The organism is Micromonospora sp. NPDC093244, from assembly GCF_040683695.1.
Lineage (GTDB): Bacteria > Actinomycetota > Actinomycetes > Mycobacteriales > Micromonosporaceae > Micromonospora.
Window position 1 is genome coordinate 267,483 of record NZ_JBFBEO010000003.1, and the last position, 26,216, is coordinate 293,698.

Below are 26,216 nucleotides of genomic sequence, written 5' to 3' on the forward strand. Positions count from 1 at the left end.
TGTACCCCGAACCCGCAACGGATGTACCCGGGACTCGACAGACTCAACCACCCACCGTCCATAGTGGCCGGAAGGTTACCTCCCGCTCGGCACGATGGCGTCGACGACCCGCACGGCCCGCCACTCGTGCTTCTGGTAGTGCTCGGGGTACGCGGAGACCTGCACCGCCTGGGCGGCGTCGGTGAGCCGCATCCGCTGCCAGCCGGGCACCTGCTCCAGGGCGGAGAGGAACTGTCGGGTGGCGAACTCCGGGTCCATCAGCCGGCCCACCGGCCCCCAGCCGCTGCTGGAGCGCTGCTGGAACAGCCCGACCGAGTCGTGGTCCCAGCCGACGCCCTGGTGCGGGTAGTTCTGCGACTCGGGCAGCACGCCGCTCGCCACGTTGTACAGGTTGCTCTCCTGCATGGCGGTGGCCACCGCGATGACCAGGCCACGACGGGGGACGCCCATGTCACGCCCGGCGCGGACGATCGCCTCGGCGTTCTCCATCTGGTCCTCGTCCAGGCCGGCGACGGGCGCCGGGTCGGTCGGGCGCGCCGACGCCGCCTTGCGGGCCGGCGACGTGGTGTCCGGGTCGGCGGACGACGACGGGGTGGCCGCGGGGGTCGACGGGGTGGCGGAGCGCTCGAGTCCGCGCGAGGCGGTCTGCTGCTCGGCACGCTGCACCAACTCCGCGCCGCCGGCGAGGGAGTCGGTCCGGGCCGGGCCGGCACCGTCGTCACGGACCTGCGCGACCGCGGCCAAGCCGAGGCAGCACACCACGCCGGTGGCCAGGGCGACCTGCGCCCGGCGGCGTCCGGTCAGGTCCCGGGCGTACGCCCGGAGGCGACTCGCGGTGGTTGTCCGTTCGGTTGAGGTGCCGTCCTCCATATCGGCAGTGGGGCTGCTCGGGGCGTACGGGTCGTCGAGGGTGCCGTCGTCACGCATCAGCCGAGGCTAGGCAGGCGGACACGCCGATCACGCACGGTGATCACGTGGCGCTTGCCACAGATCCGGGGTGCGCTGGTGGACGACCGGGGTGCGTCGAACCGCCCGGGGAACGTACCTCGCGTACCGGATGAAGCAGGCGGGGCACGCAGGCCGGCACGCCCGGCGACAGGCCCGGACATCGGACCCCGGGGCTCGACATGATCGACAAACTCGGCCTTTGGGCCGAACCACCACTCCACCGTTCAGGCGACCAGGACCGCCCGATGGCGTAATCGGGTGATTGGTCCGGTCACGCGCGTCCCCCGGGCGACGGATCGCCCGAAGCAGGAATGCACCAGGATGGCGGGTACGTTGCCCGAACCGGGTGCTGTCCGTCGCGTCGGCATCCGAGTAGGCACATTCCAGGGAGGTCCGCACCGGTGCTCGACCCACACGAGCTCTACCAGCTCACCGACGACCTGCCCGACCTCGGGCAACCGGTCCTGATCCAGGCCCTCACCGGCTTCGTGGACGCCGGCAACGCCAGCCGGCTGGCCCGCGAGCAGCTCCTCACCTCGCTGGAGGGCCGGCCGATCGCCACCTTCGACGTGGACCAGCTCTTCGACTACCGCTCGCGCCGGCCGGTGATGACCTTCGTGGAGGACCACTGGGAGTCCGTCGACGCGCCCAAGCTGGAGCTGCACCTGTTGCACGACGACGACGAGACGCCCTTCCTGCTGCTCACCGGCCCCGAGCCGGATCTGCAGTGGGAACGGTTCGTGGCGGCCGTCGCCGGGCTCGCCGCCCGACTCGACGTCCGGCTCACAGTCGGGCTCAACTCGATCCCGATGGCGGTGCCGCACACCCGGCCCACAGGGGTGACCGCCCACGCCACCCGCCCCGAGCTGATCGCCGGGTACGAGCCCTGGCTGCAACGGGTCCAGGTGCCCGGCAGCGTCGGTCACCTGCTGGAGTTCCGCCTCGGCGAGCAGGGCCGCGACGCGCTCGGCTTCGCCGCCCACGTGCCGCACTACGTGGCGCAGACCGAGTACCCGGCCGCCGCCGAGGTGCTGCTCACGTCCGTGTCCCGCAGCACCGGGCTGCTGCTGCCCGGCGAGGGGCTCCGCTCGGCCGCCGAGGTGGTCCGGGTGGAGATCGACAGGCAGGTGGCCCAGACCGAGGACGCCGCCGCACTGGTCCAGGCGCTGGAGGAGCAGTACGACACGTTCGCCCGGGGCCGGGGCGAGAAGAACCTGCTCGCCGCGGACGCCGGACCGCTGCCCACCGCCGACGAACTCGGCGCGGAGCTGGAACGCTTCCTGGCCGAACAGACCCGTCCCGGCGACACCCCGGGCAGCTGACCCGGCGCCGGGGCGGCGGATGCGGCAGGCTGGAGTCATGCGCCTGGCGACCTGGAACGTGAACTCGGTGAAGGCCCGACTGCCCCGGCTGCTGGAGTGGCTGGCCGGCACCGGGCCGGATGTGGTCTGCCTCCAGGAGACCAAGTGCCCGGACGGCGCCTTCCCGGTGGCCGAGGTGGGCGAGCTGGGCTACACGGTCGCCAGCCACAGCGATGGCCGCTGGAACGGGGTGGCCATCCTGTCCCGGGTCGGGTTGGACGACGTCCGGGTCGGGTTCGCCGGTGAGCCCGGCTTTCCCGAGCCGGAGGCCCGCGCGATCTCCGCCACCTGCGGCGGAGTGCGGGTCTGGTCGGTGTACGTGCCCAACGGGCGCACACCCGACGACCCGCACTACGCGTACAAGCTGGCCTGGTTCGCGGCGCTGCGGGACGCGTTGGAGGCGGAACTGGCCGCCGGGCTGCCGGTGACCGTCTGCGGCGACTTCAACGTCGCGCCCACCGACGCCGACGTGTGGGACCCTGCGGTCTTCACCCACTCCACGCACGTCACCCCGGCCGAGCGGGCGGCCCTCGCGGCGCTGCGCGACCTGGGCCTCGCCGACGTGGTGCCCACCCCGATGAAGGGGCCGCACCCGTTCACCTACTGGGACTACCGCGCCGGCATGTTCCACCAGAACAAGGGCATGCGGATCGACCTCGTGTACGCCTCCGCGCCGTTCGCCCGGGCGGTCCGCTCGGCGTACGTGGACCGCGAGGCCCGCAAGGGCAAGGGCCCCTCCGACCACGCCCCGATCGTGGTCGATGCGGACCTGGTGCCCGCGGTCGAGGCGTTCTGAGCTGGCTAGGGTGGACAGATGGCAGTCGTGAAGATCAACGCAATCGACGTTCCGCCGGGCGCCGGCGCCGAGTTGGAGAAGCGGTTCGCCGCCCGGGCCGGCGCGGTGGAGAACTCCCCCGGCTTCCTCGGCTTCGAGCTGCTCCGGCCGGTGGCCGGCGAGACCCGCTACTTCGTCTACACGAAGTGGGAGAGCGAGGAGGCGTACCAGGCGTGGGCCGCCGGTCCCGCGCGCGCCGCGCACGCCACCGCGCCCGGCGACAAGCCCCGCCCGCCGGTCGCCAGCGGCGCCAGCCTCCTGGAGTTCGAGGTGGCCCTGCACGTCCCCCAGCCGTAGGCGGTGTCGCCACCGGCGTCCCCACCACAATCGGTCCAGTCCGGTCTTTTTGGCTGATAGCGTCGCAGTGGGCCCGGCGGTAGCCGGTCGTCAGTCGGCTGCGGGGGAATTCCGGCCATGTTCGACGGATTCGACGAGTTCGACATCGCCGCGTCGTCCGGCGGCACGATCCACGGACGACGCGGCGGAGACGGGCCGCCCGTCCTGCTCCTGCACGGCATCCCCGAGACGCATCTCATGTGGCATCGGGTGGCGCCGCGGCTCGCCGAGCACTTCACGGTCGTCGCCACCGACCTGCGGGGCTGGGGTGACAGCAGCGCACCGCCGAGCACCGCCGACCACGAGCCGTACGGGATGCGGGCCATCGCCCGCGACCAGGTCGAGGTGATGCGGAGCCTCGGTCATGACCGGTTCCACGTCGTCGGCCACGATCGCGGGGCCCGCTGCGCCTACCGCCTCGCGCTTGACGAGCCGGACGCCGTCTCCCGGCTGGCCGTCATGGACGTCGTCCCGGTCGGTGACGTCTACAACCGCGCCGCCCGGGCGTTCAGCCTCTCCTACTGGGTCTGGTCCTTCCTGGCGGCGCCGGCCCCGGTGCCGGAGCGGTTCATCGACGCGGCGCCGGCCGTGCTCGTCGACTTCATGCTCGACACCTGGCCCGAGGTGACCGACGTCTTCCCGTCCGAGGTGCGGGCGGCGTACGTCAGGCAGTTCACCGACCCGGACACGGTCCACGCGATCTGCGAGGAGTTCCGCGCCGCCGCGACACTCGACTACCAGCAGGACGAGGCGGACCGGGGGAACCGTAAGATCGCCTGCCCGCTGCTGTTCCTCTGGAGTCAACGCGGTCAGGTCGCGAAGCTCTACGACGACCCGCTGGCGATCTGGCGGGAGTGGGCCGACGACGTACGCGGCGAGCCGGTCCCGGTCGGCCACTTCATTCCGGAAGAGGCACCCGACGAGACCACCCGCCACCTCATGGACTTCCTGAGCTGACAACCGGGCGGCCCCATCGCCCCGGCCCGCCTCAGGGCTTGCGGGAGGACTGAAGGCTGGCGAAGGCGATCACGTTGTCGGCGTAGCCCGTCCGGCCGCCGATGAACTGGCCGCCACAGGTGATCAGGCGCAGACCGGGTGGCCCGTCGTGGCCGTAGATCCGTTCGGCGGGCAACCGGTCCTTCGGGAAGTGCTCGACGGTGTCGACCCTGAAGACCACCGTCGACCGGTCCGCCCGGGCCACCTCGATCAGGTCGCCGGGCTTCAGTTTGCCCAGGTCGTAGAAGACCGACGGGCCGCTCTTGGTGTCCACGTGTCCGACGATCACCGCCGGGCCCGGCTCGCCGGGCGTGGGCCCGCGGTCGTACCAGCCGGTCTCGTTGTGCCGCTCCAGCGGCGGTACGGCGATCGAGCCGTCCCGGGCCTGCCCGACCGGCGCCACGGGCGCGGCCACCTTGATCGCCGGGACGGTGAGGCGCACCGGGCGGCTGGCCGACAGCCCGACGGACTCGCTGCGGGCCGGCCGGTCACCCCCGGCCGGGGCCAGGTCGAACGGCCCGACCGAGCGGCCCAGCCCCGCCCCGGTGGCGAAGACGCCGACCAGCACCAGCACCACGGCCAGCGGCACCGACCAGGGGCTCCGGCCGGGCGGACGGCTGCGCCGGGGTGCGACGGCGGTCGGCGGACGCGCGGCAACCGCCGGGCGAGCGGTCCCGGCTGCACGTGCGGCCCCCGCCGGACGTGCTGCCCCTGACGGGCGGTCCGGATCCGGCGGGCCGTCGGACTCCGGCCAGCCGTCGTCCACGGGCAGTCGTACCCCGTTCGGGGGCGGCGCGGGGCGGCCCGCAGCCGGCGGACGCGCGTCAGCGGGCGGCGACGACGCGGGGCGACCGGTGGGCGACGGGCGTGGGCCAGCGGGCGGCGACGCGGGACGTCCGGTGGGCGATGGGCGTGGGTCAGCGGGCGGCGACGCGGGACGACCGGCGGGCGATGGGCGTGGCCCGGCCGGCGGCGGCGTGGGACGGAAGATCTCCATGGCGGGCTCAGCGGTGCGCGGCGGCTCGGACGGTCCGTGGCCGGCGCAGCGCCACGATGGCGAGGATCAGCCCGGCGACGGTCAACGCCGCTCCGCCGGGCAGCAGCAGCTTGCCGGTCATGCCGTCGGCGCCGCCGCCGAAGCCGGTGGCCGGGCCGCGACTCGGGTACGCCGGCACCTTCTTGACCACCTGGAGCATTGTCGAGGCGGTCTCGCCGTCGCGGCACTCCAGCTTGACCCGGTAGTTGCCGGGGCGGGTGCGGTCCCGCACCATCGGCGCGGCGGTGAGCAGGCCGTTCTGCGGCTGCACGCCGATCGCGCCGAACGCGTCGGAGACGACTGTCGCGCCCACCGAGTTGTCCCGGCAGCTGGCCCGGATGCCGACCAGGTAGCCGGGCTGCACGGTGCTGGGACTCACCTCGACGAAGATGTCCACCGGCGGGTTGGGTTGCGGCTGGCCGCTCGGCGCTCCGGGCTGAGGCGCGGCCACCGCGGGCGCCGCAGCCACTGCGGCCACCGGCACCACCGCCGCCGGGGCGGGCGCGGCGGACGCGGGCGCGGCGGCCAGCAGGGGGCCGGCCAGGACGATCAGCACCGACAGGGTCACACCGCCGCGGGTCACTGTCACGATGCCCCCTCTCGACGCCGGGTGGGCGTGCCGGGCAGCGGACCGCCGGGCCTGCCGTACCAGTTGGATCCTCTCATTTCCGGTCGCACATCACATCCGATCCGCCGTCGGCGTCGCGTACGCTCGGGTCGCTGTGACCGCCACCGACAATGACCCCGCCGTCCCGCCCGCGAGCCGGACGATCCGCACGTTCCACCCCCGCCGGGGCCGGATGAGCGGCCGGCAGACCGACGCGCTGGACCGGCTGTGGCCCCGCTACGGCCTGGACGTGTCGGACGAGCCCGTCGACCTGGCCGAGTTGTTCGGTCGCCGAGCGCCGGTGGTGCTGGAGATCGGCTCGGGGATGGGCGACAGCACCGCCGTGATGGCCGCCGCTGACCCGGATCGAGATTATCTGGCGGTGGAGGTGCACACGCCGGGAATCGCGAACCTCCTCGACCTGGTGGACCGGGCTGGGACGGGCAACGTCCGGGTGGCCCAGGGGGACGCGTTGGAGCTGGTCAGCGGCCTGCCCGAGGGTGTCCTGGACGCCGTGCACATCTTCTTTCCCGACCCGTGGCCCAAGGCCCGCCACCACAAGCGGCGGATCATCCAGCCGGCGCACGTGGCGCTGCTGCGCTCCCGGCTGGCCCCCGGTGGCACGCTGCACTGCGCCACCGACTGGGCCGAGTACGCCGAGGCGATGCGGGAGACCCTCGACGCGGACCCGGAGCTGGTGGACGCGTACGGCGGCTTCGCGCCGCGTCCGGCGCACCGCCCGGTGACGAAGTTCGAGCGACGGGCCATCACGGCCGGACGACCGGTAGCCGATCTGCTCTACCGCCGGCGGTGACGCGCCGGCCCGGACGGAGGTCCGGCGGGGGCCGGGTTGGCGTACCGGGGCATGATCCAGGCACCATGGACGGGATATGACGCTCACCGCCGCGCTGCCGACAAGCGCCGACCCCGACACCCTCTTCGACGCGTTCGCCGGTTGGGCGAAGGAGCGCGGCCTCGACCTCTACCCCCATCAGGAGGAGGCGGTCATCGAGATCGTCTCCGGCGCCAACCTGATCATGAATACGCCCACCGGCTCGGGTAAGAGCCTGGTGGCTATCGCCGCGCACTTCGCCGCCCTCGCGGACAGCCGGACGACCTTCTACACGGCGCCGATCAAGGCGCTGGTGTCGGAGAAGTTCTTCGCCCTGTGCGAGGTCTTCGGCGCCGAGAACGTCGGCATGCTCACCGGCGACGCCAGCGTCAACGCCGACGCCCCGATCATCTGCTGCACGGCGGAGATCCTGGCGAACCTGGCGCTGCGCGAGGGCGCCAAGGCCGACGTCGGCCAGGTGATCATGGACGAGTTCCACTTCTACGCCGAACCCGACCGTGGCTGGGCGTGGCAGGTGCCGATCATCGAGCTGCCGCAGGCCCAGTTCGTCCTGATGTCCGCCACCCTGGGGGACACCACCCGGTTCGTCGACGACCTGACCCGGCGTACCGGGCGGCCGACGGCCGTCGTCCGCTCGGCCGAGCGGCCCGTCCCGCTGATCTTCTCGTACGCGATGACGCCACTGCACGAGACACTCGAGGAGCTGCTGGAGACCAAGCAGGCCCCGGTGTACGTGGTGCACTTCACCCAGGCCGCCGCGCTGGAACGTGCCCAGGCGCTGATGAGCGTCAACGTCTGCACCCGCGCCGAGAAGGACATGATCGCCCAGGCGATCGGCGGTTTCCGGTTCACGTCCGGCTTCGGCAAGACGCTGTCCCGGCTGGTCCGGCACGGCATCGGCGTACACCACGCCGGCATGCTGCCCAAGTACCGCCGCCTCGTGGAGACCCTCGCCCAGGCCGGCCTGCTCAAGGTCATCTGCGGCACCGACACCCTCGGCGTCGGCATCAACGTGCCGATCCGCACCGTGCTGTTCACCGGCCTGTCCAAGTACGACGGCGTCCGTACCCGGCTGCTCAAGAACCGCGAGTTCCACCAGATCGCCGGTCGGGCCGGCCGGGCCGGCTACGACACCATCGGCCGGGTCGTGGTGCAGGCCCCCGAGCACGTCATCGACAACGAGAAGGCCCTCGCGAAGGCCGGCGACGACCCGAAGAAGCGGCGCAAGGTGGTCCGCAAGAAGCCGCCGGAGGGCTCCATCGGGTGGGGCCAGCCCACCTTCGACCGCCTCGTGGACGCCGAGCCGGAGCCGTTGACCTCCAGTTTCCAGGTCAGCCACTCGATGCTGCTCAACGTCATCGGCCGTCCCGGGGACGCGTTCACCGCGATGCGGCACCTGCTCACCGACAACCACGAAGAGCCGGCCGCCAAGCGCCGGCACATCCGCCGGGCGATCGCCATCTACCGGGCGCTGCGCGCCGGCGGGGTCGTCGAGGAGCTGCCCGAGCCGGACGAGACAGGCCGACGAATCCGGCTCACCGTCGACCTCCAGCTCGACTTCGCCCTCAACCAGCCACTCTCGCCCCTGGCCCTGGCCACCATCGAGCTGCTCGACGCCGAGTCCCCGTCGTACGCCCTCGACGTGCTCAGCGTGATCGAGTCGATCCTCGACGACCCCCGGCAGATCCTCTCCGCGCAGCAGTTCAAGGCGCGCGGCGAGGCGGTGGCCGCCATGAAGGCCGAGGGCATCGAGTACGAGGCCCGCCTCGAACTGCTCGACGACGTGACCCACCCCAAGCCCCTCGCCGAACTGCTGGAGGCCGCGTACGAGATGTACCGGCAGGGGCACCCCTGGGTCGCCGACCACCAGCTCTCCCCCAAGGCCGTCGTCCGCGACATGTACGAGCGGGCCATGACCTTCACCGAGTACGTGCAGTTCTACGGGCTGACCCGCTCCGAGGGCCTGGTCCTGCGCTACCTGGCCGACGCGTACAAGACGCTGCGCCAGACCGTGCCCGAGGACGCCAAGACCGAGGAGCTGATCGACCTCATCGAGTGGCTGGGCGAGCTGGTCCGCCAGGTCGACTCCAGCCTCATCGACGAGTGGGAGCGGCTGCGCAACCCGTCGGACGTGGCCGAGGTGGCCCAGGCGCACGCCGCCCTCACCGACCGGCCACCGGCGGTGACGCGCAACGCGCGGGCGTTCCGCGTGCTGGTGCGCAACGCCCTGTTCCGCCGGGTCGAGCTGGCCGCGCTGCGCCGCTGGGACCTGCTCGCCGAATTGGACGCCGCCGACGGCTGGGACTACGACGCGTGGGCCGACGCCCTCGCGCCGTACTTCGAGGCGTACGACTCGATAGGCGTCGGGCCGGACGCCCGCGGGCCGGCGCTGCTGATGATCGAGCAGGGCCGGGAGCGGTGGACCGTCCGGCAGATCTTCGACGACCCGGACGGCGACCACGACTGGGGCATCAGCGCGGAGATCGACCTCGTCGCCTCGGACGAGGTCGGAGCGGCGGTCGTCCGGATCACCGACGTCGGCCAGCTCTGAGGTGCCGTCCCCGGCGGATGTCAGACGGTGAACCAGAGCCGACGGCGACGAGCCACGACCACCAGGGCGACGCCCACGACCAGCAACAGGACCGCGCCGCCGGTGGGGTGTACGAGCCGATCGTCTCGCCCGCGACGCTCACCCCGACGGTTCGTATCCAGAGCTGCCGTGCCGCGAACTCGCCGCGCCGCGGCGCGGAACTGAACAGCCACTCCGCCTTCCAGGCGCTCACCGAATCGTGATGATCACGATGCCGACTGGAACACTAAAGTAAGGGCATGACACATGGCCGGCCCCTTACCTTGTGGGCGGGACGCACGGCCGCGCTGCTGGGTATCGTGCTCGTCGCGCTGACCCTGCGCCAGACGGTTGCGGTGATGTCACCGATCCTCGACGACATCCGGGCAGACATCCCGATATCGAGCATCGGCGCCGGTCTGCTCGGCACGTTGCCACCGATCCTGCTGGCGGTATCGGGGTTCGTCGCGCCACGCGTCGCCCGCGGCGTCGGCCTCAACGGCGGCATCGTGCTGGCGCTGCTGCTCATGACCGTCGGCCATCTCGTGCGCGCGGCCGCCCCGGGCTACGCGGTGCTGCTCGTCGGCAGTGTCGTCGCGCTCGCCGGCACGGGCATCGGCAATGTGCTGCTGCCGCCGATCGTGCGGCACTACTTCCCCGATCGGGTAGCGCTGCTGACCGCCGTCTACGTCTGCATCCTGGGCGTGAGCACGGCACTGCCCGCCGCGGTCGCCGCCCCGGTCGCCGAACAGGTCGGGTGGCGGTTCTCGCTCGGCATCTGGGCGGTGAGCTCGGGGGTCGCGCTCGTTCCGTGGCTGGTCGCCATCGCGCGGGAGCGCCGCAGCCGACTCTCGGATGCCGACGCCATCGAGTCCTCGCCCACCACCCTCGTCACGCGACTGTGGCGGTCCCGCACGGCCCTGTCGATCACCGTCTTGTTCTCGACCAGCACGATCCTTACCTACGCGTGTTTCGCGTGGCTGCCCGAGATCCTCGGCGACATCGCCGGCTCGACGCCGACCGAAGCCGGTGCGCTGCTCGCCGTCACCGGCATCATCAGTGCGCCCATCGCGCTCGTTGCGCCCCTGCTCGTCACGCGGCTGCAGGGTGTCGGCCGGCTGATCGCCGCCGGTATCGCCAGCTTCGCGCTCGGCTACCTCGGCCTGCTGCTCGCGCCCGCGACACTCACCCTGCTCTGGGTGCTGCTCATCGGCTCGGGTTCGATCCTGTTCCCGGTCAACCTCGTGCTCATCAACGTACGCACCCGAACCCAGGGCGGCACCGTCGCGCTGAGCGGCTTTGCCCAGGGGGTCGCGTACGCGCTCGGCGCACTCGGTCCGCTGCTCGTCGGGCTGCTGCACGACGCGAGTGGCGGGTGGACCCTTTCGCTGCTGTTTCTGCTCGCCGTCGCCCTCGTGACGGCCATCCCGGCGTTCACGCTGGCCAAGCCCACGTTCGTCGAGGACGAGCTGTCCCACCCGTAATCCAGCCGAGGATCATGATCACGTTTCGATGAGCGACCCCTTCGGGTTCGAGGCCGATCTTGAAGTTGGTCCGAACCTGCCTCTATCGCGGGCAGCATCTCCGCTGGCCATCTGTCGGCGAACGGGACACGGTCCCGCCCCCAACTTCCCTGGGCAATGTCAGAGCCGTCGATTAGAATGTATGTACTAATAAAGATCCTGACCTGGGAGGACGCCCGTGACCGCGCCCACCTCCACGCCCCTCACCCCCTACGCCACACTGCTCGGTTTCACCCGCTACGTCGACCGCACCGGCCCCACCAAGGCGACCTTCGTGGGCGGGCTGCGCAAGCAACGCGCCAGCCGGTCCGGCTTCAACCCGCACGGCCAGTTCGTCAAGGCGCTCAAGGCCGACATCGCCTTCCATACCGGCGGCACCCACCTGGCCGGCGTGGTCGACGTGGTCAAGCCCCGCTGGCGCCCGCTCTACCAGGCGCTGGTGCCCGGCGCCACGGCCTGGCTGCACTCCCTCGGCGATCCGGCCGCCCTCGACCTGGCCCACACCCGCGACGCCCTGGCCATGCTCGGCGACCTGCCAGTCAAGATCAACCCCCAGTTCGGGGTACGCCACGCCGACGGCCGCGCCGAGGCCGTCCGCCTGCACTTCGACGAGATCCCGCCGAGCGAGGAGTCGGTGCTCGCCACCCTGCACCTGATGGCCCGACACATGGACGCGGTGCTGCCGCACGCCGAGCCGGTCCTGGTCGACGTCCGGCGGGGCCAGGCCCACCGGATGCCCGCCGACGCCAAACCCGAGCAGATCGAACGCTGGCTCGCCGGCGAAGCCGCCGCCTTCCGCGCCATCTGGTCCACCGCCGCCTGACCCGCCCCTACCCACTCGGGCCAAGATCCGCGCAGTTTTTGGGATCCTGCTGCTTCGCGTTTCGCTGAGGCAGCAAGAACACCGAAGTTGCGCGGATCTTGCCCTTCCGCGGCAGGGCGAGGGTTATCCACAGGGGCTGATCGCGGGCACGCCCGCCGGTCAAGGTGTCGTCATGCCTGTTTCCCCACGACGGCCGGCGAGACTGCAGGGACGCGTCTTCCGCGGCTCCCGAGTGGTCGCCCAGGGCCTGCTCACCCGGGCGGAGCTGCGCAGCGCCGCGTGGCGCCCGCTGTTCCGAGATGTCTACGCCGACGCCCAGATGACCGTCACCCACCGCGCTCGCTGTGCCGCCGCGGCACAGTGGGTACTGCCGCCCAGGGCGGTGATAGCGGGTCGCAGCGCGGCGGCGCTCTACGGGGCGGGTGCGGTGGCGGACCACGAGCCTCTCGACGTGCTCGTGCCCTCCCCTCAACGCTTCGGACCGGTGTCGGGGCTCGTCGTGCACGCCGGCACGATCGCCGCCACCGACGTCGCGCTACGTCAGGGCATCCCGGTAACCGGGCCGACACGTACCTGCTGGGATCTGGCCCAGTGGTTGCAGACCGAGGAGGCGGTCGCCCTCGTGGATCGCCTCGCCCACCACCATCTGGTGTCGCTCCCTCGACTCCGTTCGGACGCCCTCGCGCGAGTTCGGCACACGGGGTTGGAAACGCATGATGCGGGTGGCTGACCTGGCCGACGCGGGCGCGGAATCGCGCCGGAGTCCCGGCTTCGGGTGGGGATCGTGCTCGCCGGGCTGCCGGTACCCGTGACACAGTTCGTTGTCGAGCGCGACGGAAGATTCGTGGCCCGTCTCGACCTGGCCTGGCCGCAGCTCAAGGTCGCGGTCGAGTACGACGGGTTGTGGCACCACGATCCCGAGCAGCTCCACCGCGACCGTCGCCGCCTCAACCGCCTGCTCGGTGAGGACTGGATCGTCCTGCACGTCACCTCGAGGCGGTTCCGCGAGGACTTCGAGGGCTTCCTGAACGAGCTTCGCCGAGCTCTGCGCTCCCGCTCCCGCTGACGTACCCCGACACACCAAGATCCGCGCAACTTCCGGGATCCTGCTGCCTCACAAGCCGGTGAGGCAGCACTTTCCCGGAAGTTGCGCGGATCTTGACAGGCGCGACGCGGTGAGGTGCGCAGGCGCGACGCGGTGAGGTGCGCAGGCGCGCGGGTGACAGGCGCGCGGCGCGGGCGGGTCAGGCGGCGGGGAGGTACTTGGCCAGATCGTCGAGGATCTTGTTGGCGGCGCCGACGCCGATGCCGGTCATCCAGATCTCGTCGGAGACGGGGTACGCCTTGCCGGCCTTGACCGCGCCGAGGCCCTTCCACAGGGTGCCGCCGGCGACCTTGGTCTGCTCGGCCGCGGCCTTGTCGCCGTACGCGGTGACGAAGATGACGTCGCCGTCGACCTCGTTGATCCGCTCGGGGCTGACCAGGTCGAAGCGCTTGTCCTCCTTGTTGGCCAGCAGCTGCCGCTCGGGGCGGCCGAGGCCGGTGTCGCCGATGACGATGCCGGAGAAGGAGTCGGGGCCGTACACCCGGATGTTGCCGGGGATGAACCGCACGATCGACACCTTGCGGGCGGCGGGGTCGCCGAGGGTGGCGCCGAAGTCCTTGGCCCGCTTCTCGTACGCGGCGAGGAGGTCCTTGGCCTGCTGCTCGTGGCCGAGCGCCTTGCCGTCGAGGAGGAAGTTCTCCTTCCAGGTGATGCCCACCTTGTCGGTGAACACGGTCGGCGCGATGGCGGCCAGCTCGTCGTAGAACTTCTCCTGGCGGAACTTGCTGCCGAGGATGAGGTCCGGCTTGAGGGCGTTGATGGCCTCCAGGTCGGGTTCGGTGAGGACCCCGACCTCCTTGATGCCGGAGAGCTTGTCCGCGCCGAAGTACGTCGGCCAGCTCTTCGCCTCGCCGGCGGTCGCGGCGCCGACGGGTGTGACGCCCAACGAGAGCGCGGTGTCGATCTTGTCGGTGTCGAGCACGACGACGCGCTTGGGTTCGGCCGGGACCTTCGTGGTGCCCATGGCGTGGGTGATCTCCCGGGTCTCCCCGGTGGTGGTGCCGGCGACCGGGTCGCTCTCACCGCAGGCGGTGAGTCCGACGCCGAGGGCGGCGGCCGCGGCGAGAGCGGCGACGAGACGACGCATCAGAGTCCTTTCGAGGGGTACGAGTCGGCGAGCGGGTCGGCCGCGTCGCCGCTTGGAGGTCGGGCGCCCGGCACGGACGCGTCCGACAGATCGGTGCCACAGGCGCCGGCGGTCGCGGCAGGGGCGCCCGACACGCCGGCAGGCACGGCAGGGGCGCCGGACACGCCGGCAGGCGCGGCGGTGGCGGAGTGGCCTCCGGTGTGGGCGGGCACCACAAGGGGCGCGCCGGTCACCGGGCAGGGCACGACGACGCAGGCGAGCCCGAAGACGTCGTGGACCAGGTCGGCGGTGAGGATCTCCCGCGGCGGCCCGGCGGCGACGACCGCGCCGGCGCGCATCGCGACCAGGTGGTCGGCGTAGCGGGCTGCCTGGTTGAGGTCGTGCAGGACGGCGACGACTGTGCGGCCCCGCTCGACGCGCAGCCGGTGCAGCAGGTCGAGGACCTCCACCTGGTGGGCGAGGTCGAGGAAGGTGGTGGGTTCGTCAAGCAGCAGGGCGTCGGTGTCCTGGGCGAGCGTCATGGCGATCCACACGCGCTGCCGCTGACCGCCGGAGAGGCTGTCCACCGGCCGGTCGGCGAGGTCGGCCACGTCGGCCAGGGTCATCGCCTGCTCCACCGCGACGCCGTCCTCCGACGACCACTGCCGCCACCAGCGCTGGTAGGGCTGCCGGCCGCGCCCGACCAGGTCGGCCACTGTGACGCCCTCGGGGACCAGCGGGCTCTGCGGCAGCACCCCGAGCCGGCGGGCCACCTCGCGGGTCGGCAGGTCGCGGATCGCGGTGCCGTCCAGCAGCACGGTGCCGCGGCGGGGGGTGAGCAGCCGGGCCATGGTGCGCAGCAGGGTGGATTTGCCGCACGCGTTCGGGCCGACGATCACTGTGAACGCGTCGGCGGGCAGGTCGAGGTCGAGGCCGTCGAGCACGGTCCGCTCGTCGTAGCCGGCGACCAGGTCGCGGGTGGACAGCATCACACGACTCCTTGGGGCGTCACGACGAGCGCCGCCGTCCGCGCAGCAGCAGGAAGATCAGGTACGGGCCACCGATCGCGGCGGTCAACACGCCGGCGGGCAGTTGGGTGGGTGCGAACAGCCGCCGGCCGGCGAGGTCGGCGAGCACCAGCAGCAGCGCGCCGAGCAGCGCGGCGCAGACCAGCGGTGGCCGTTCGGCGCGTACCAGGCGGCGGGCCACCTGAGGGGCGACGAGCGCGACGAAGTCGACGGCGCCGACCTGCGCGGTGACCATCGCGGCGACGAGCACGCCGGTGCCGGCGAGGCCGATGCGCCGGGCCACCGGGCGCAGGCCGACGCCCCTGGTGGTGTCGTCGTCCAGGGCGGTGCTGTTCAGTGCCCAGCCGGCCCAGGCCAGCACCGGCAGCAGCACCAGCAGGGTGCCGGCGATCCAGGCGGCCTCGGTCCAGCCCTTGCCGGCCAGGGTGCCGATCAGCCAGATCTGCGCGCGGAGCCCGTCGATGGGGTCGGCGGTGAGCATGACCACCTCGGTGAGCGCCCGGAAACCGAACGCGACAGCCACGCCGGCGAGCACGAACCGCTGCGCGGCCAGCCCGTGCCGGGCTCCGAGGGCGAACAGCAGCACCGCCGCGACCAGCCCGCCGACAAGAGCGGTGGGCGCGACCAGGACGGCGGCCATGCCACTGGTCAGGGCCACTGTCGCGGCGAGCCCGGCGCCCTGGGTGATGCCGATGACGTCCGGGCTGGCGAGGGGGTTGCGGGCCACGCTCTGGATCAGGGTGCCGGCCACGCCGAAGGCCGCGCCGGCCACCGCGGCCAGCAGGATCCGCGGCAGCCGAAGATCAAAGACAACGAGGTCGTACGGGGTGCCGGCGCCGGAGAGGGCGCGCAGCACGTCGGCCGGCGCGACGTACGGGGTGCCCAGGGAGAGGCTGAGCAGCATCGCCAGCAGGAGCAGGACGGTGAGCACGGCGGCCACCAGCACGGCGCGGCGGCGGATCAGCAGGCTGACCGGGCCGATGCGCAGCAGGGACCGCCCCGGCGGGTGGGCGCCGGGTGCGCCTGTCGAAGGGCCCGCTGGACGGTGGATCGTGGTCACGCGGTCACCACCCGGGCGCGGCGGACCAGCACGGCGAGCAGCGGCGCGCCGATCAGGGCGGTGACGATGCCGGCCGGGATCTCGCCGGGCGGGGCGACCAGCCGGCCGACGACGTCGGCGCCGAGCAGCAGCGCCGGTCCGAGCAGGGCGGAGACGGCGAGGGTCCAGCGGTGGTCGGCGCCGACCAGGGCGCGCGCCAGGTGCGGCACGGCCAACCCGACGAACGCGACGGGCCCGGCCGCCGCCACCGCGGCACCTGTCAGCAGCACCGCGGCGAGTCCACCGCCGAGGCGGATCAGGCCGATGCGGTGGCCGAGGCCACGGGCCACGTCGTCGCCGAGGGCCAGCGCGTCCAGGCCCCGTGCCACCAGGGCGGCCAGCAGCAGCCCGACGAGGACGAACGGCAGCACCTGCGCGGTGACCGACAGGTCCCGGCCGGCCAGCCCGCCGACCACCCAGAACCGGTACTCCTCGAAGGTGCGGGCGTCGATGCTCAGCAGCGCGTACACCCCGGAGGCCAGGCTGGCGTCGAGGGCCGCGCCGACAAGCGCGAGGGTGACCGGGCTGGCGCCCTCGCGGGCCCGGGTGGCGATGGCGAAGACCAGCAGGCCGGCGATCAGCGCCCCGGCGATGCCGAACCAGACGTAGCCGGCGAGCGTGCCGATGCCGAAGACGGAGATGGCGAGCACCACGCCGAACGACGCGCCGGCGCTGATGCCGAGGATGCGGGGCTCGGCAAGGGGGTTGCGGGTGAGCGCCTGGAACAGCACACCTGCCACGGCGAGGGCGAGCCCGACGGCGAGACCGAGGGCGGTACGCGGCATGCGCAGTTCGCGGACGATAGTGCTCGCGTCGCTGCCGTCCGGTGCGACGAGGGCGTGCCAGACCGCTTCGACGCCGAGTTGCCTGCTGCCCAGCGCGAAACTGGCGAGAACGGCGAGCAGCAGGACCAGCGCGGCACCGGCGGTGACGATGACCCGACGGCCGGTGCGGGTGCTGGCCCGACTCCGGGTCGGCCGGCTGGCGAGGGCGGTCACGGAACTCCTGCACGTTCGACCTTAGGTTCGCCTAACCTTAGCCGAGCTGCGGAAAGTGGCCTAACCGGCGTCGGTCGATGCCGTCGTGGACCCCTCGGGTACGCCCGCCGAACCGCCGTCCCCGGCCGCCGCGCCACCGCGCGGCAGCACGTTGAGTGGCCGCATCATCTCGTTGTCCTCGTGCTCCAGCAGGTGGCAGTGCCAGGCGTAGCGGCCCGGCAGGTCGAAGCGCGCCTTGATCCGGGTCACCTCCCACGGGTACGCGAGGACGGTGTCCATCCGCCCCCGGTCCCCCGGGCCCGGCAGCGACCTGCCCGAACGCCCGCGTCCGAGGAACTCGAACTGGACCTGGTGCAGGTGGACCGGGTGCACGTGCCTGGTGAAGTTGCGGATCTCCCATACCTCGGTGGCGCCGACGCTGGGCTGCTCGGTCGCCGGGTCGCTCCAGCGCAGCGGCAGGCCCCGACCCCGTTCGTCGAGGACGCCGAGCAGCATGGCCATGGCACCCGACCCGCCCGACATCCGCTCGTTGAGCGACAGCCGTCGTACCCGCTCGGCCGGCCCGAGCCGACGGTGTGCCGGCAGCCGCAGCTGCTCGGGCGGCACGCTGGTGTCCACGCCCGCCGCCTCGGTGACCACGAAGCGCAGCACCTGCCCGGTGGTCCGCGGATCGGCGGGCGGGAAGTCCACCCCGGGCCGACCGCCGCGGTACGCCCAGTCGGGTCCCTCGTTGACCAGGTAGAACTCGGTGCCCGCCGGGACGTCGGTGAAGTCGACGACGGCGTCGACCCGCTGCGCGGGGCCGAGGGTCACGCGCTCGTGCGGTACCGGCTCGGGCAGGTAGCCACCGTCGCCGCCGATCTGCCAGATCGGCAGCACCGCGCGGGCCGGCCGCGCGGTGGCGTTGGCGACCACGCTGAGCATCAGGAACCGGCTGTTGCAGCCGTTGAGCAGCCGGAACCGGTAGCGCCGGGGTCGCACGGTCAGCGTGGGCCAGGTGCGGCCGTTGACCACGATCGTGGAACCGGAGAACTCCGACCTCCAGCGCGTGTCATCGCCGTGCGACGCGCGCCCGCCCGGGTAGCGGAGGCTGCCGTCGGCGCCGAAGCTGCGGTCCTGGATCAGCAGCGGAATGTCGTGGTGCCGGGCATCCGGCGGGTCGTCGAGGGCCGGGGCCGGGCCGGGTAGGACGCCGTCCGGCAGGTCGTCGCCGTCGAGCAGGTAGAAGCCGGCCGGGCCGGCGTAGATGTTCTCCCGGGTGAGCCCGAGGGTGTGGTCGTGGTACCAGAGGGTGCAGGGCCGCTGGTCGTTGGCGTACTCGAAGGTGGCCGAGCCCGGCGCCCAGCGCAGGCCGGAGGTCTCGGCGAAGCGGGACCGGAACTCGCGGTACGCGCTGCCGGCCACCGCGAAGCCGGGCGGCAGGTCACGGGTCACGGGCAGGTACCACGCCTCGGCGTGTCCGTCGCTCTCCTGGGTGCTGTGCGCGCCGTGCAGGTGCACCACCTGCGGCACCGGCCCCCGGTATCCCCGGGGGTCGCCGTCCCGGCGGCCGTGCCGGTCCCGGCCCGCGATTCCACCCGCCGGGTTGGCCCAGTGCAGGGTCGGGTCCACCGGCAGCAGGTGGGGCAGGTGGTCACCCCTGTCGTCGACGAGCTGGTTGACCCAGGTCACGCGTACCGGGCGGTCCACCCGCGCCATGATGGTGGGCGACGGGTAGCCGAAGCTGCCGGGGTGGGCGGTGGAGCCGTAACCCCACACCGTCGTGCGCGGCCAGGACGGGGGCAGGATCTGCTGGCGGAACTGGCGTACCGCGATGACGTACGTGTCCCGCTCCGGGCCGGTCGCCACCTGCGGCATGGCCGGTGGGATCCGCAGCGGCGTGACGTACTTCGGGATGTCTCCGGCGTCCAGCGGGGCCGCCGCCGCGAGCGCGGTCCAACCCGCCGGAACCAGCGCCGTGGCACCGCCGGCGGCCCCTGCCGCGAGCAGCCGTCGCCTGCTGACCATTTCCGCACCTCCCGATCGCGCGCACGTCCCATAAGAGAATGAGTTTCGCGGACGACCCCAGGACGGACAGATGGCGCATGACACCCGTAAGAGGGATGTTCACGTCATAGGGTGTGCACATGCGATTCGACAGGCACACGGTCGTCCTTCTGGTCCGACCGTCGGACCCGCCGGAGCTGCCGCAGGACGCGATCGACAGGTTGCAGGAGACCCACCTGGCCCATCAGGCCGGGCTCGTGGAGCAGGGTCTGGTGCTGGCGGCCGGGCCGTTCCTGCACACCGACGACGACCGGCTGCGCGGTTTCGTCGTGCTCTCCATCGCACCGGACGACGCCCGCGCGCTGTTCGCCAACGACCCGGCCGTCAGCGCCGGGCTGTTGACCGCGCAGGTGACGAGCTGGCTGGTCCCCGAGGGCAATGTGCGGTTCGAGGGCGTACCGATGCCCCGGTCGATGCTGGAGGCGGCTGCCGGCGACTGATCCGCCGGTCTCAGCCCTCGGCGGGCCGGGGCGTCGGCAGCGGGCCGTCGCCGGCGCCCACGCCGCCGAGGGCCACCTCCGGCGGCAGGTGGCCGATCGGCGTCACCCGGGGCGCGTCCACCGGCCCGACGATCACCCGTAGGCCGGGGAAGCTGTCCCGCAGCACCTGCCGGCACGGACCGCACGGCACCACGATCTCGCGGCCACGATCCCCCACCACGACCATCGTCTCCAGCTCGGTGACGCCCTGGGTCGCGGCGGCGCCCACTGCCACCATCTCGGCGCACGCCCCGCCACTGTCGTGGTGGACGTTCACCCCACTGAAGACCCGACCGTCGGCGGTGCGTGCGGCGGCGGCACGGGTGTGTCGGGGGCTGCGGCAGCGCAGCTTGGCGACGGCCGTGGCCGCCTGCACCAGCGCCCGGTCGGTGTCGCGCATCGTCACTCTCGGCCCCGGTTGCTCGTCGTGGTCCGATCCTGGTCGGGTCGGCTGCGGTCGCGGTACGCCCGCATCTTGGCCCGGCTTCCGCAGATGCTCATCGTGCACCAGCGGCTGCGCCCGGCCGGACTGTGGTCGTAGTAGACCCAGCGGCACCCGTGCGCGGCGCACGCCTTCAGTCGTGGCCAGGTGCCGTCGGCCTCGGCGAGGAGGACGGTACAACCCACCCGCGCGGTGAGCGCGGCGGCCCTGGTCAGTCCGGGACCCGGTGCCGGGTGGGCCCGCCCGGCGCTGTCGATCTCGACGGTCAGCGGGGCGTCCCGGAACAGGTCGGCAAGTGCGGTGAGGGTGTCCGGCGGCACGTCCACCCCGGTGTGGGCCTGACAGGCGTCGCGCACCGACTCGCGCAGGCGACGCACCGCCGCCAGGTCCTCCGCGCCGGCGGCCGAGGCCGGTACGCCGTGCGCGGCGCAGAACGCGACAAGGTCGGCGACGGTGACCAGCGCGTCGCGTCCCGCCTCGATGTCGAGGGTGTTGACGAGGTCCTGCACGAGGACGAGCGGACCCGGGGCGGGTTGACGGTCGCCGGGCTGTCGCATGCGCCGACATTACCGCTGTGGCAGCATCACCGGTAACTGTTACCAGAAGGAGGCAGCTATATGGTTACTCCGACCCGTGGGGTGCTCCGCCGCAACCGTGACTTCCGCCGGTTCTGGGCCGGCCACACGGCGTCGGTGGTCGGCTCCCAGGTGACCGCCGTGGCGTTGCCCCTGCTGGCCTCGCTGACGCTGGGCGCGGGCGCGGCAGGCGTGGCGGTCATCGCCACCGCGTCGTACCTGCCGAACCTGCTGCTCCCCCTGCTGATCGGTCACTGGTTGCAGCGGCGTCGACGGCGACCGGTGATGATCGGAGCGGACCTCGTGCGGGCCGGCACGTTGGCCGTGGTGCCTGTCGCGTACCTCCTGGGCTTCCTCTCGGTGCCACTGCTGGTGGTGGTCGCCCTGGTCGTCGGCGCGGCAAGCGTGGTGTTCGAGATCGGCAGCTTCGCGTACGTGCCATCCCTGGTGGACGACACCGACCTCGCCGACGCGAACCGGGCCACGCAGGGCTCCACCACCGCCGCCCAGGTGGCCGGGCCGGGACTCGCCGGCGGCCTCACCCAGCTCGCCGGGCCACCACTGGCCGTCGCCCTGGACGCGGTGAGCTACCTGGCCAGCGCGCTGGGTGTGGCCGGCGCGCGACGCGTCGAGCCGGCTCCGCCGCGCGAGGACGCCGGCGGCATCCTCGACGGGCTCCGGGTCATCGCCGTCAACCCGTGGCTGCGGGCGCTGACCACGCACGCCACCATCTACAACGCGGCGTCGCAGATCGTCACCGTCAACCTGGTCGTTCTCATGGTCACCGATCGAGGCCTGAGCCCCGGCCTGTTCGGATTGGCGCTGAGCGCCGCCGGGGCCGGCGCGCTTGTCGGCACGCTCGCGTCGACCCGGCTGGCCGAGCGGCTCGGCTACGGTCGGGCCTTCGCCGCCGCGCTGCTGCTGTCCACCGGCACACCGCTGCTCATCGCGGCGCTGCCCGGCTCCGGTGGCGCGCTCGCCGCCGGACTGGCCGGGGTGCAGTTCACCGCGGGCATCGGGCTCGGTGTGGCGAACGTCCTCTCGGTGACCCTGCGCCAGGTCGTCATCCCCCGGGGCAACCTGGCCCGCAGCGGGGGTGGCTACCGCGTGTTGATCTACGGGGCGCTTCCGCTGGGCAGCGCCCTCGGTGGCGTGCTGGGACACGGGGCGGGCAGCCGGGTCGGGGTCGCGGTCGGCACCGCCGGGCTCGCCGTCTCGGCCGTACCCATGCTGACCCGGCGGATCCGCGGCCTGCGCACTCCGCAGCAGGCGCGCACGGACCCGGCGGGCGCCGCGCCGACGGAGACCGCACCGGCGGGCGGCCCCCCGACCGCCGTCCGGCGGTAACCCGCAGGCGGTACGACGCCGGGCTGCCTATCCTTGGGCACGACATGCAGAATCCAGCCGCCTCCGCCGCGACCGATCCGGTACGCGAGCTGCACCGCCGCCTCTCTCCCCTGATGTTCCGTGACCAGCGCCGGCTCCAACGGCGGCTGGACGGTGCTCGCAAGCTGCGCGACCCGCAGCGGCGGGAGACGGCACTCGCCGAGATCAGCGCCGACGTGACCCGTGCCGAGCAGCGGATCGCCGCCCGGCGCGCGGCCGTACCCGTCATCACGTACCCGGCGGGGTTGCCGGTCAGTGAGCGCAAGGACGACATCGCCGCCGCCATCCGCGATCACCAGGTGGTGATCGTGGCCGGCGAGACCGGTTCCGGTAAGACCACCCAGCTGCCCAAGATCTGTCTGGAGCTGGGGCGCGGCATCAACGGCCTGATCGGGCACACCCAGCCCCGCCGGCTGGCCGCCCGGACGGTGGCCGACCGGATCGCCGACGAGCTGGGCACCGAGCTGGGCGACGTGGTCGGCTACAAGGTGCGCTTCACCGACCAGGTGAGCGAGCGCAGCCTGGTGAAGCTGATGACCGACGGCATCCTGCTGGCCGAGTTGCAGACCGACCGGATGCTGCGCCAGTACGACACGTTGATCATCGATGAGGCGCACGAGCGCAGCCTCAACATCGACTTCATCCTCGGGTACCTGCGGGAGCTGCTGCCCCGCCGGCCCGACCTCAAGGTGATCATCACCTCGGCGACCATCGAGACCGACCGCTTCGCCAGGCACTTCGCGGGCCCGGCCACCGCCGAGGAGCCGCAGGGCGTGCCTGCGCCGGTGGTCGAGGTGTCCGGACGGACCTACCCGGTCGAGGTGCGCTACCGGCCCCTGGTCGAGGTCGCCGACGGCGAGGAGGACGGCGACGGGGACGATGAGAACGTCCGCGACCAGATCCAGGCGATCGGGGACGCCGTCGAGGAGCTGGCCGCCGAGGGCCCGGGCGACATCCTGGTCTTCCTCAGCGGCGAGCGGGAGATCCGGGACACCGCCGACGCGCTGGGCAAGCTGGTGCAGAAGAAACGCTCACTGCTCGGCACCGAGATCCTCCCGCTGTACGCCCGGCTGTCCAGCGCCGAGCAGCACCGGGTCTTCGCCGCCCACTCGTCGCGCCGGGTGGTGCTCGCCACGAACGTCGCGGAGACCTCGCTGACCGTGCCCGGCATCAAGTACGTGGTGGACCCGGGCGCCGCTCGGATCTCCCGCTACTCCAGCCGCCTCAAGGTGCAGCGGCTGCCCATCGAGCCGGTCTCCCAGGCGTCGGCCAACCAGCGCAAGGGCCGCTGCGGCCGTACGTCGGACGGCATCTGCATCCGCCTCTACGACGAGCAGGACTTCGCCTCGCGCCCCGAGTTCACCGACCCGGAGATCCTGCGCACCAACCTGGCGTCGGTCATCCTCCAGATGACGGCTATCGGGCTGGGCGACCTGGCCGCGTTCCCGTTCATCGACCCGCCGGACCGGCGCAACATCACCGACGGCGTCAACCTGCTGCACGAGCTGGGCGCACTCGACCCGACCGAGGCCGACCCGGCGAAGCGGCTCACCGCGCTGGGCCGGCGGCTGGCGCAGCTTCCGGTGGACCCACGACTGGCCCGGATGGTGGTCGAGGGCGAGCGCAACGGCTGCGCCACCGAGGTGCTGGTGATCGCCGCCGCGCTCTCCATTCAGGACCCGCGCGAGCGGCCGGCGGAGAAGCAGGCCCAGGCAGACCAGGCGCACGCCCGGTTCGCCGACAAGGAGTCCGACTTCGTCGCGTACCTCAACCTGTGGCGGTACCTGCGCGAGCAGCAGCGGGAGCTGTCCTCGAGCGCGTTCCGCCGAATGTGCAAGGCGGAGTACCTGAACTACCTGCGGATCCGCGAGTGGCAGGACATCGTCAGCCAGCTGCGCCAGGTGCTGCGTACCCCGCAGGAGAGCGACAGGCGGGGTGGGCGGCCGGCGCGCGACACCGCGGACGGCGCGGAGGCCGGCCGGGGTGCGGGCCGCCGCGGCGGCGCGGACCTGCCCGAGGAGATCGACACCCCGAAGGTGCACCAGTCGCTGCTGCCCGGCCTGCTGTCGCACATCGGCCTCAGGGACGCCCAGAAGCACGAGTACCTGGGTGCCCGGGGGGCGAAGTTCGCGCTGTTCCCCGGCTCGGCGCTGTTCAAGAAGCCGCCGCGCTGGGTGATGGCAGCCGAACTGGTGGAGACGTCCCGGCTGTGGGGCCGCATCGCCGGCCGGGTCGAACCGGAGTGGGTCGAACCGCTCGCGCAGCACCTGGTCAAGCGCAGCTACAGCGAGCCGCACTGGGAGAAGAAGCAGGCCGCGGTGATGGCCTACGAGAAGGTCACCCTGTACGGCGTCCCGCTGGTCAGCTCCCGAAAGGTCAACTTCGGGCGGATCGACCCGGCGTTGAGCCGCGAGCTGTTCATCAGGCACGCCCTCGTCGAGGGCGACTGGCAGACCCACCACCAGTTCTGGGCCGACAACAAGCGGCTGCTCGCCGACATCGAGGAGTTGGAGAGCCGGGCCCGACGCCGGGACATCCTGGTCGACGACGAGACCATCTTCGGCTTCTACGACCAGCGGATCCCCGCCGACGTGGTCTCCGGCCGGCACTTCGACTCGTGGTGGAAGAGGACCCGCCGGGAGCAGCCGGACCTGCTCACGTTCACCCGCGACCTGCTCATCAACGACGGCCGGGCCGGGGTGGACGAGGACGACTACCCCGACGAGTGGCAGGCCGACGGCGTAAGCCTGCCGCTGACCTACCGGTTCGAGCCGGGCACACCCACCGACGGCGTCACAGTGGACATCCCGCTGCCGCTGCTCAACCAGGTGCCGGCGGAGAGCTTCGACTGGCAGGTGCCGGGGCTGCGCGAGGAGACAGTGATCGCGCTGATCCGGTCGCTGCCCAAACCGGTCCGCCGCAACTTCGTGCCCGTGCCCGACTTCGCCCGGGCCGCCCTGGCGGCGATCACCCCGGGCAGGGAGCCGCTGCTGGACGCGCTCACCCGCGAGCTGCGGCGGATGACAGGCGTCACCGTGCCCCGGGACGCCTGGGAGCCGGCCAAGCTCCCCGCCCACCTCCGGGTCACCTTCCGGGTGCTGGGCGACGACGAGAAGCCCGTCGCCGAGGGCAAGGACCTGCCGGCCCTGCAACGCCAGCTCCGCCAGGAGGTACGCCAGGTGGTGGCGGCCGCCGCGCCGGAGGTCGCCCGGACGGGCCTGCGGGAGTGGAGCCTCGGCACCCTGCCGCGCACCATCGAACAGGTCCGCGCCGGCTACGCGGTGACCGCGTACCCGGCACTTGTCGACGAGGGCGCGACTGTCGGGGTGAAGGTGTTCGACTCCCCCGCCGAGGCCGAGGCCGCGCACTGGGCGGGCACCCGACGGCTGCTGCGGCTCACCGTGCCGTCCCCGGCGCGGTTCCTGCAGGGCCGGCTGAGCAACGAGGCGAAGCTGGCGCTGAGCCGCAACCCGCACGGCGGCGTGCAGGAGCTGATCGAGGACGCGGCGGGCGCGGCCATCGACAGGCTCATCGACGCGGCCGGTGGGCCGGCGTGGGACGCCGACGGGTTCGCGGCGCTACGCGAGAAGGTACGCGCCGACCTCGTCGACACGGTGGTCGAGGTGATGGACCGGGTCCGCAAGGTGCTCGCCGCCGCGTACGCGGTGGAGCAGCGCCTGGGCGCCACCCGCAACCTCGCCGTGGTGGCCGCGTTGGCCGACATCCGCAGCCAGCTCGCCGGGCTCGTGCACGCCGGGTTCGTCACCGAGACCGGGTACGCCCGCCTGCCCGACCTGCTGCGCTACCTGACCGCCATCGAACGCCGGCTCGACCGCCTCGGCGGCAACCCGCAGCGGGACCGCCAGCAGCAGGACCGGATCGCGGTGGTGCAGAAGGAGTACGCCGACCTGCTCGCCGCGTTGCCGCCGGCGCGTCGACAGGAGACAGCCGTCCGGCAAATCCGCTGGATGATCGAGGAGTTGCGGGTGAACGTCTTCGCGCAGGCGCTGGGCACCCCGTACCCCGTCTCGGAGCAGCGGATCTACCGGGCGATGGACGAGGCCGAGGGCCGCTGACCCGGCCCGGCGGATCGGCCGGGCCGGGT

23 protein-coding genes and 1 pseudogene are annotated in these 26,216 nt (G+C 72.6%); 14 read left to right on the forward strand and 10 right to left on the reverse strand.

What is annotated here, in order from left to right:
* Nucleotides 1-75 precede the first annotated feature (75 nt).
* Nucleotides 76-927 (reverse strand): peptidase M23, encoded by an 852-nt coding sequence (locus AB0N27_RS19860; RefSeq protein ID WP_364371552.1) that lies wholly within the window; start codon nt 925-927, stop codon nt 76-78.
* Nucleotides 928-1,349: 422 nt separating this feature from the next.
* On the opposite strand from AB0N27_RS19860, the gene AB0N27_RS19865 reads away from it, so the two are divergent.
* The 4 genes from AB0N27_RS19865 to AB0N27_RS19880 all read left to right on the forward strand — a co-directional run bounded on the left by AB0N27_RS19865 (nt 1,350) and on the right by AB0N27_RS19880 (nt 4,437).
* Nucleotides 1,350-2,270 carry a PAC2 family protein gene (locus AB0N27_RS19865; RefSeq protein ID WP_364371555.1) on the forward strand — a complete coding sequence of 307 codons (921 nt, stop codon included), beginning with the start codon at nt 1,350-1,352 and terminating at the stop codon, nt 2,268-2,270.
* A 37-nt stretch (nt 2,271-2,307) separates the two neighbouring features.
* The gene (locus AB0N27_RS19870) at nt 2,308-3,105 is read left to right on the forward strand and encodes an exodeoxyribonuclease III (RefSeq protein ID WP_364371558.1); all 798 of its coding nucleotides are present in this window, start codon (nt 2,308-2,310) and stop codon (nt 3,103-3,105) included.
* An 18-nt stretch (nt 3,106-3,123) separates the two neighbouring features.
* Entirely contained in the window at nt 3,124-3,441 is a 318-nt protein-coding gene (locus AB0N27_RS19875; RefSeq protein ID WP_364371561.1) for an antibiotic biosynthesis monooxygenase, read from the forward strand.
* Between the two features lie 117 nt (nt 3,442-3,558).
* Nucleotides 3,559-4,437: an alpha/beta hydrolase gene (locus tag AB0N27_RS19880; RefSeq protein WP_364371564.1), complete on the forward strand. Its 879-nt coding sequence runs from the start codon at nt 3,559-3,561 to the stop codon at nt 4,435-4,437.
* A 31-nt stretch (nt 4,438-4,468) separates the two neighbouring features.
* Here the strand turns inward: AB0N27_RS19880 and AB0N27_RS19885 are convergent, their stop codons facing one another.
* Nucleotides 4,469-5,065 (reverse strand): class F sortase, encoded by a 597-nt coding sequence (locus AB0N27_RS19885; protein ID WP_364371567.1) that lies wholly within the window; start codon nt 5,063-5,065, stop codon nt 4,469-4,471.
* 415 nt (nt 5,066-5,480) lie between these two features.
* Entirely contained in the window at nt 5,481-6,104 is a 624-nt protein-coding gene (locus AB0N27_RS19890; protein WP_364372131.1) for a hypothetical protein, read from the reverse strand.
* 208 nt (nt 6,105-6,312) lie between these two features.
* Here AB0N27_RS19890 and trmB point away from each other — a divergent pair, with 208 nt between their 5' ends.
* From trmB to AB0N27_RS19925, 7 genes are all read left to right on the forward strand, one after another.
* On the forward strand, nt 6,313-6,933 hold the full coding sequence (gene trmB / locus AB0N27_RS19895; protein ID WP_364372134.1) for a tRNA (guanosine(46)-N7)-methyltransferase TrmB: 621 nt from the start codon (nt 6,313-6,315) through the stop codon (nt 6,931-6,933).
* Between the two features lie 76 nt (nt 6,934-7,009).
* Nucleotides 7,010-9,523: a DUF3516 domain-containing protein gene (locus tag AB0N27_RS19900; protein WP_364371570.1), complete on the forward strand. Its 2,514-nt coding sequence runs from the start codon at nt 7,010-7,012 to the stop codon at nt 9,521-9,523.
* Nucleotides 9,524-9,540: 17 nt separating this feature from the next.
* Nucleotides 9,541-9,765: a hypothetical protein gene (locus tag AB0N27_RS19905; protein WP_364371574.1), complete on the forward strand. Its 225-nt coding sequence runs from the start codon at nt 9,541-9,543 to the stop codon at nt 9,763-9,765.
* Nucleotides 9,766-9,801: 36 nt separating this feature from the next.
* Entirely contained in the window at nt 9,802-11,025 is a 1,224-nt protein-coding gene (locus AB0N27_RS19910) for an MFS transporter (protein ID WP_364371577.1), read from the forward strand.
* Nucleotides 11,026-11,242: 217 nt separating this feature from the next.
* Nucleotides 11,243-11,887 (forward strand): hypothetical protein, encoded by a 645-nt coding sequence (locus AB0N27_RS19915; RefSeq protein WP_364371580.1) that lies wholly within the window; start codon nt 11,243-11,245, stop codon nt 11,885-11,887.
* A 172-nt stretch (nt 11,888-12,059) separates the two neighbouring features.
* On the forward strand, nt 12,060-12,617 hold the full coding sequence (locus AB0N27_RS19920; RefSeq protein ID WP_364371583.1) for a hypothetical protein: 558 nt from the start codon (nt 12,060-12,062) through the stop codon (nt 12,615-12,617).
* Nucleotides 12,618-12,695: 78 nt separating this feature from the next.
* A complete protein-coding gene (locus AB0N27_RS19925) occupies nt 12,696-12,953 on the forward strand; it encodes a hypothetical protein (protein ID WP_364371586.1) in 258 nt (85 codons plus the stop codon).
* 178 nt (nt 12,954-13,131) lie between these two features.
* On the opposite strand, the gene AB0N27_RS19930 is transcribed toward AB0N27_RS19925, so the two are convergent.
* The 5 genes and pseudogenes from AB0N27_RS19930 to AB0N27_RS19950 all read right to left on the reverse strand — a co-directional run bounded on the left by AB0N27_RS19930 (nt 13,132) and on the right by AB0N27_RS19950 (nt 19,190).
* Entirely contained in the window at nt 13,132-14,079 is a 948-nt protein-coding gene (locus tag AB0N27_RS19930; RefSeq protein ID WP_364371588.1) for an iron-siderophore ABC transporter substrate-binding protein, read from the reverse strand.
* 203 nt (nt 14,080-14,282) lie between these two features.
* A pseudogene (locus AB0N27_RS19935) lies at nt 14,283-15,047 on the reverse strand (ABC transporter ATP-binding protein); the annotation flags it as partial.
* A gap of 19 nt (nt 15,048-15,066) precedes the next feature.
* A complete protein-coding gene (locus AB0N27_RS19940; protein WP_364371591.1) occupies nt 15,067-16,146 on the reverse strand; it encodes an iron ABC transporter permease in 1,080 nt (359 codons plus the stop codon).
* Nucleotides 16,143-17,183, reverse strand: a complete 1,041-nt coding sequence (locus AB0N27_RS19945) for an iron ABC transporter permease (protein ID WP_364371594.1) — start codon at nt 17,181-17,183, stop codon at nt 16,143-16,145. The genes AB0N27_RS19940 and AB0N27_RS19945 overlap by 4 nt, the downstream gene beginning before the upstream one ends.
* Nucleotides 17,184-17,243: 60 nt before the next feature.
* Nucleotides 17,244-19,190 carry a multicopper oxidase domain-containing protein gene (locus AB0N27_RS19950; RefSeq protein WP_364371597.1) on the reverse strand — a complete coding sequence of 649 codons (1,947 nt, stop codon included), beginning with the start codon at nt 19,188-19,190 and terminating at the stop codon, nt 17,244-17,246.
* A gap of 119 nt (nt 19,191-19,309) precedes the next feature.
* Here AB0N27_RS19950 and AB0N27_RS19955 point away from each other — a divergent pair, with 119 nt between their 5' ends.
* A complete protein-coding gene (locus AB0N27_RS19955) occupies nt 19,310-19,669 on the forward strand; it encodes a YciI family protein (RefSeq protein WP_364371600.1) in 360 nt (119 codons plus the stop codon).
* Nucleotides 19,670-19,679: 10 nt separating this feature from the next.
* On the opposite strand, the gene AB0N27_RS19960 is transcribed toward AB0N27_RS19955, so the two are convergent.
* Together AB0N27_RS19960 and AB0N27_RS19965 are read right to left on the reverse strand one after the other, a co-directional pair.
* The gene (locus tag AB0N27_RS19960) at nt 19,680-20,108 is read right to left on the reverse strand and encodes a cytidine deaminase (protein WP_364371603.1); all 429 of its coding nucleotides are present in this window, start codon (nt 20,106-20,108) and stop codon (nt 19,680-19,682) included.
* A 2-nt stretch (nt 20,109-20,110) separates the two neighbouring features.
* The gene (locus AB0N27_RS19965) at nt 20,111-20,707 is read right to left on the reverse strand and encodes a CGNR zinc finger domain-containing protein (protein WP_364371606.1); all 597 of its coding nucleotides are present in this window, start codon (nt 20,705-20,707) and stop codon (nt 20,111-20,113) included.
* Between the two features lie 60 nt (nt 20,708-20,767).
* Between AB0N27_RS19965 and AB0N27_RS19970 the strand changes: the two genes are divergently transcribed.
* Entirely contained in the window at nt 20,768-22,072 is a 1,305-nt protein-coding gene (locus AB0N27_RS19970) for an MFS transporter (protein ID WP_364371609.1), read from the forward strand.
* Nucleotides 22,073-22,116: 44 nt separating this feature from the next.
* Nucleotides 22,117-26,187 (forward strand): ATP-dependent RNA helicase HrpA, encoded by a 4,071-nt coding sequence (gene hrpA / locus AB0N27_RS19975; RefSeq protein ID WP_364371612.1) that lies wholly within the window; start codon nt 22,117-22,119, stop codon nt 26,185-26,187.
* Nucleotides 26,188-26,216 lie beyond the last annotated feature (29 nt).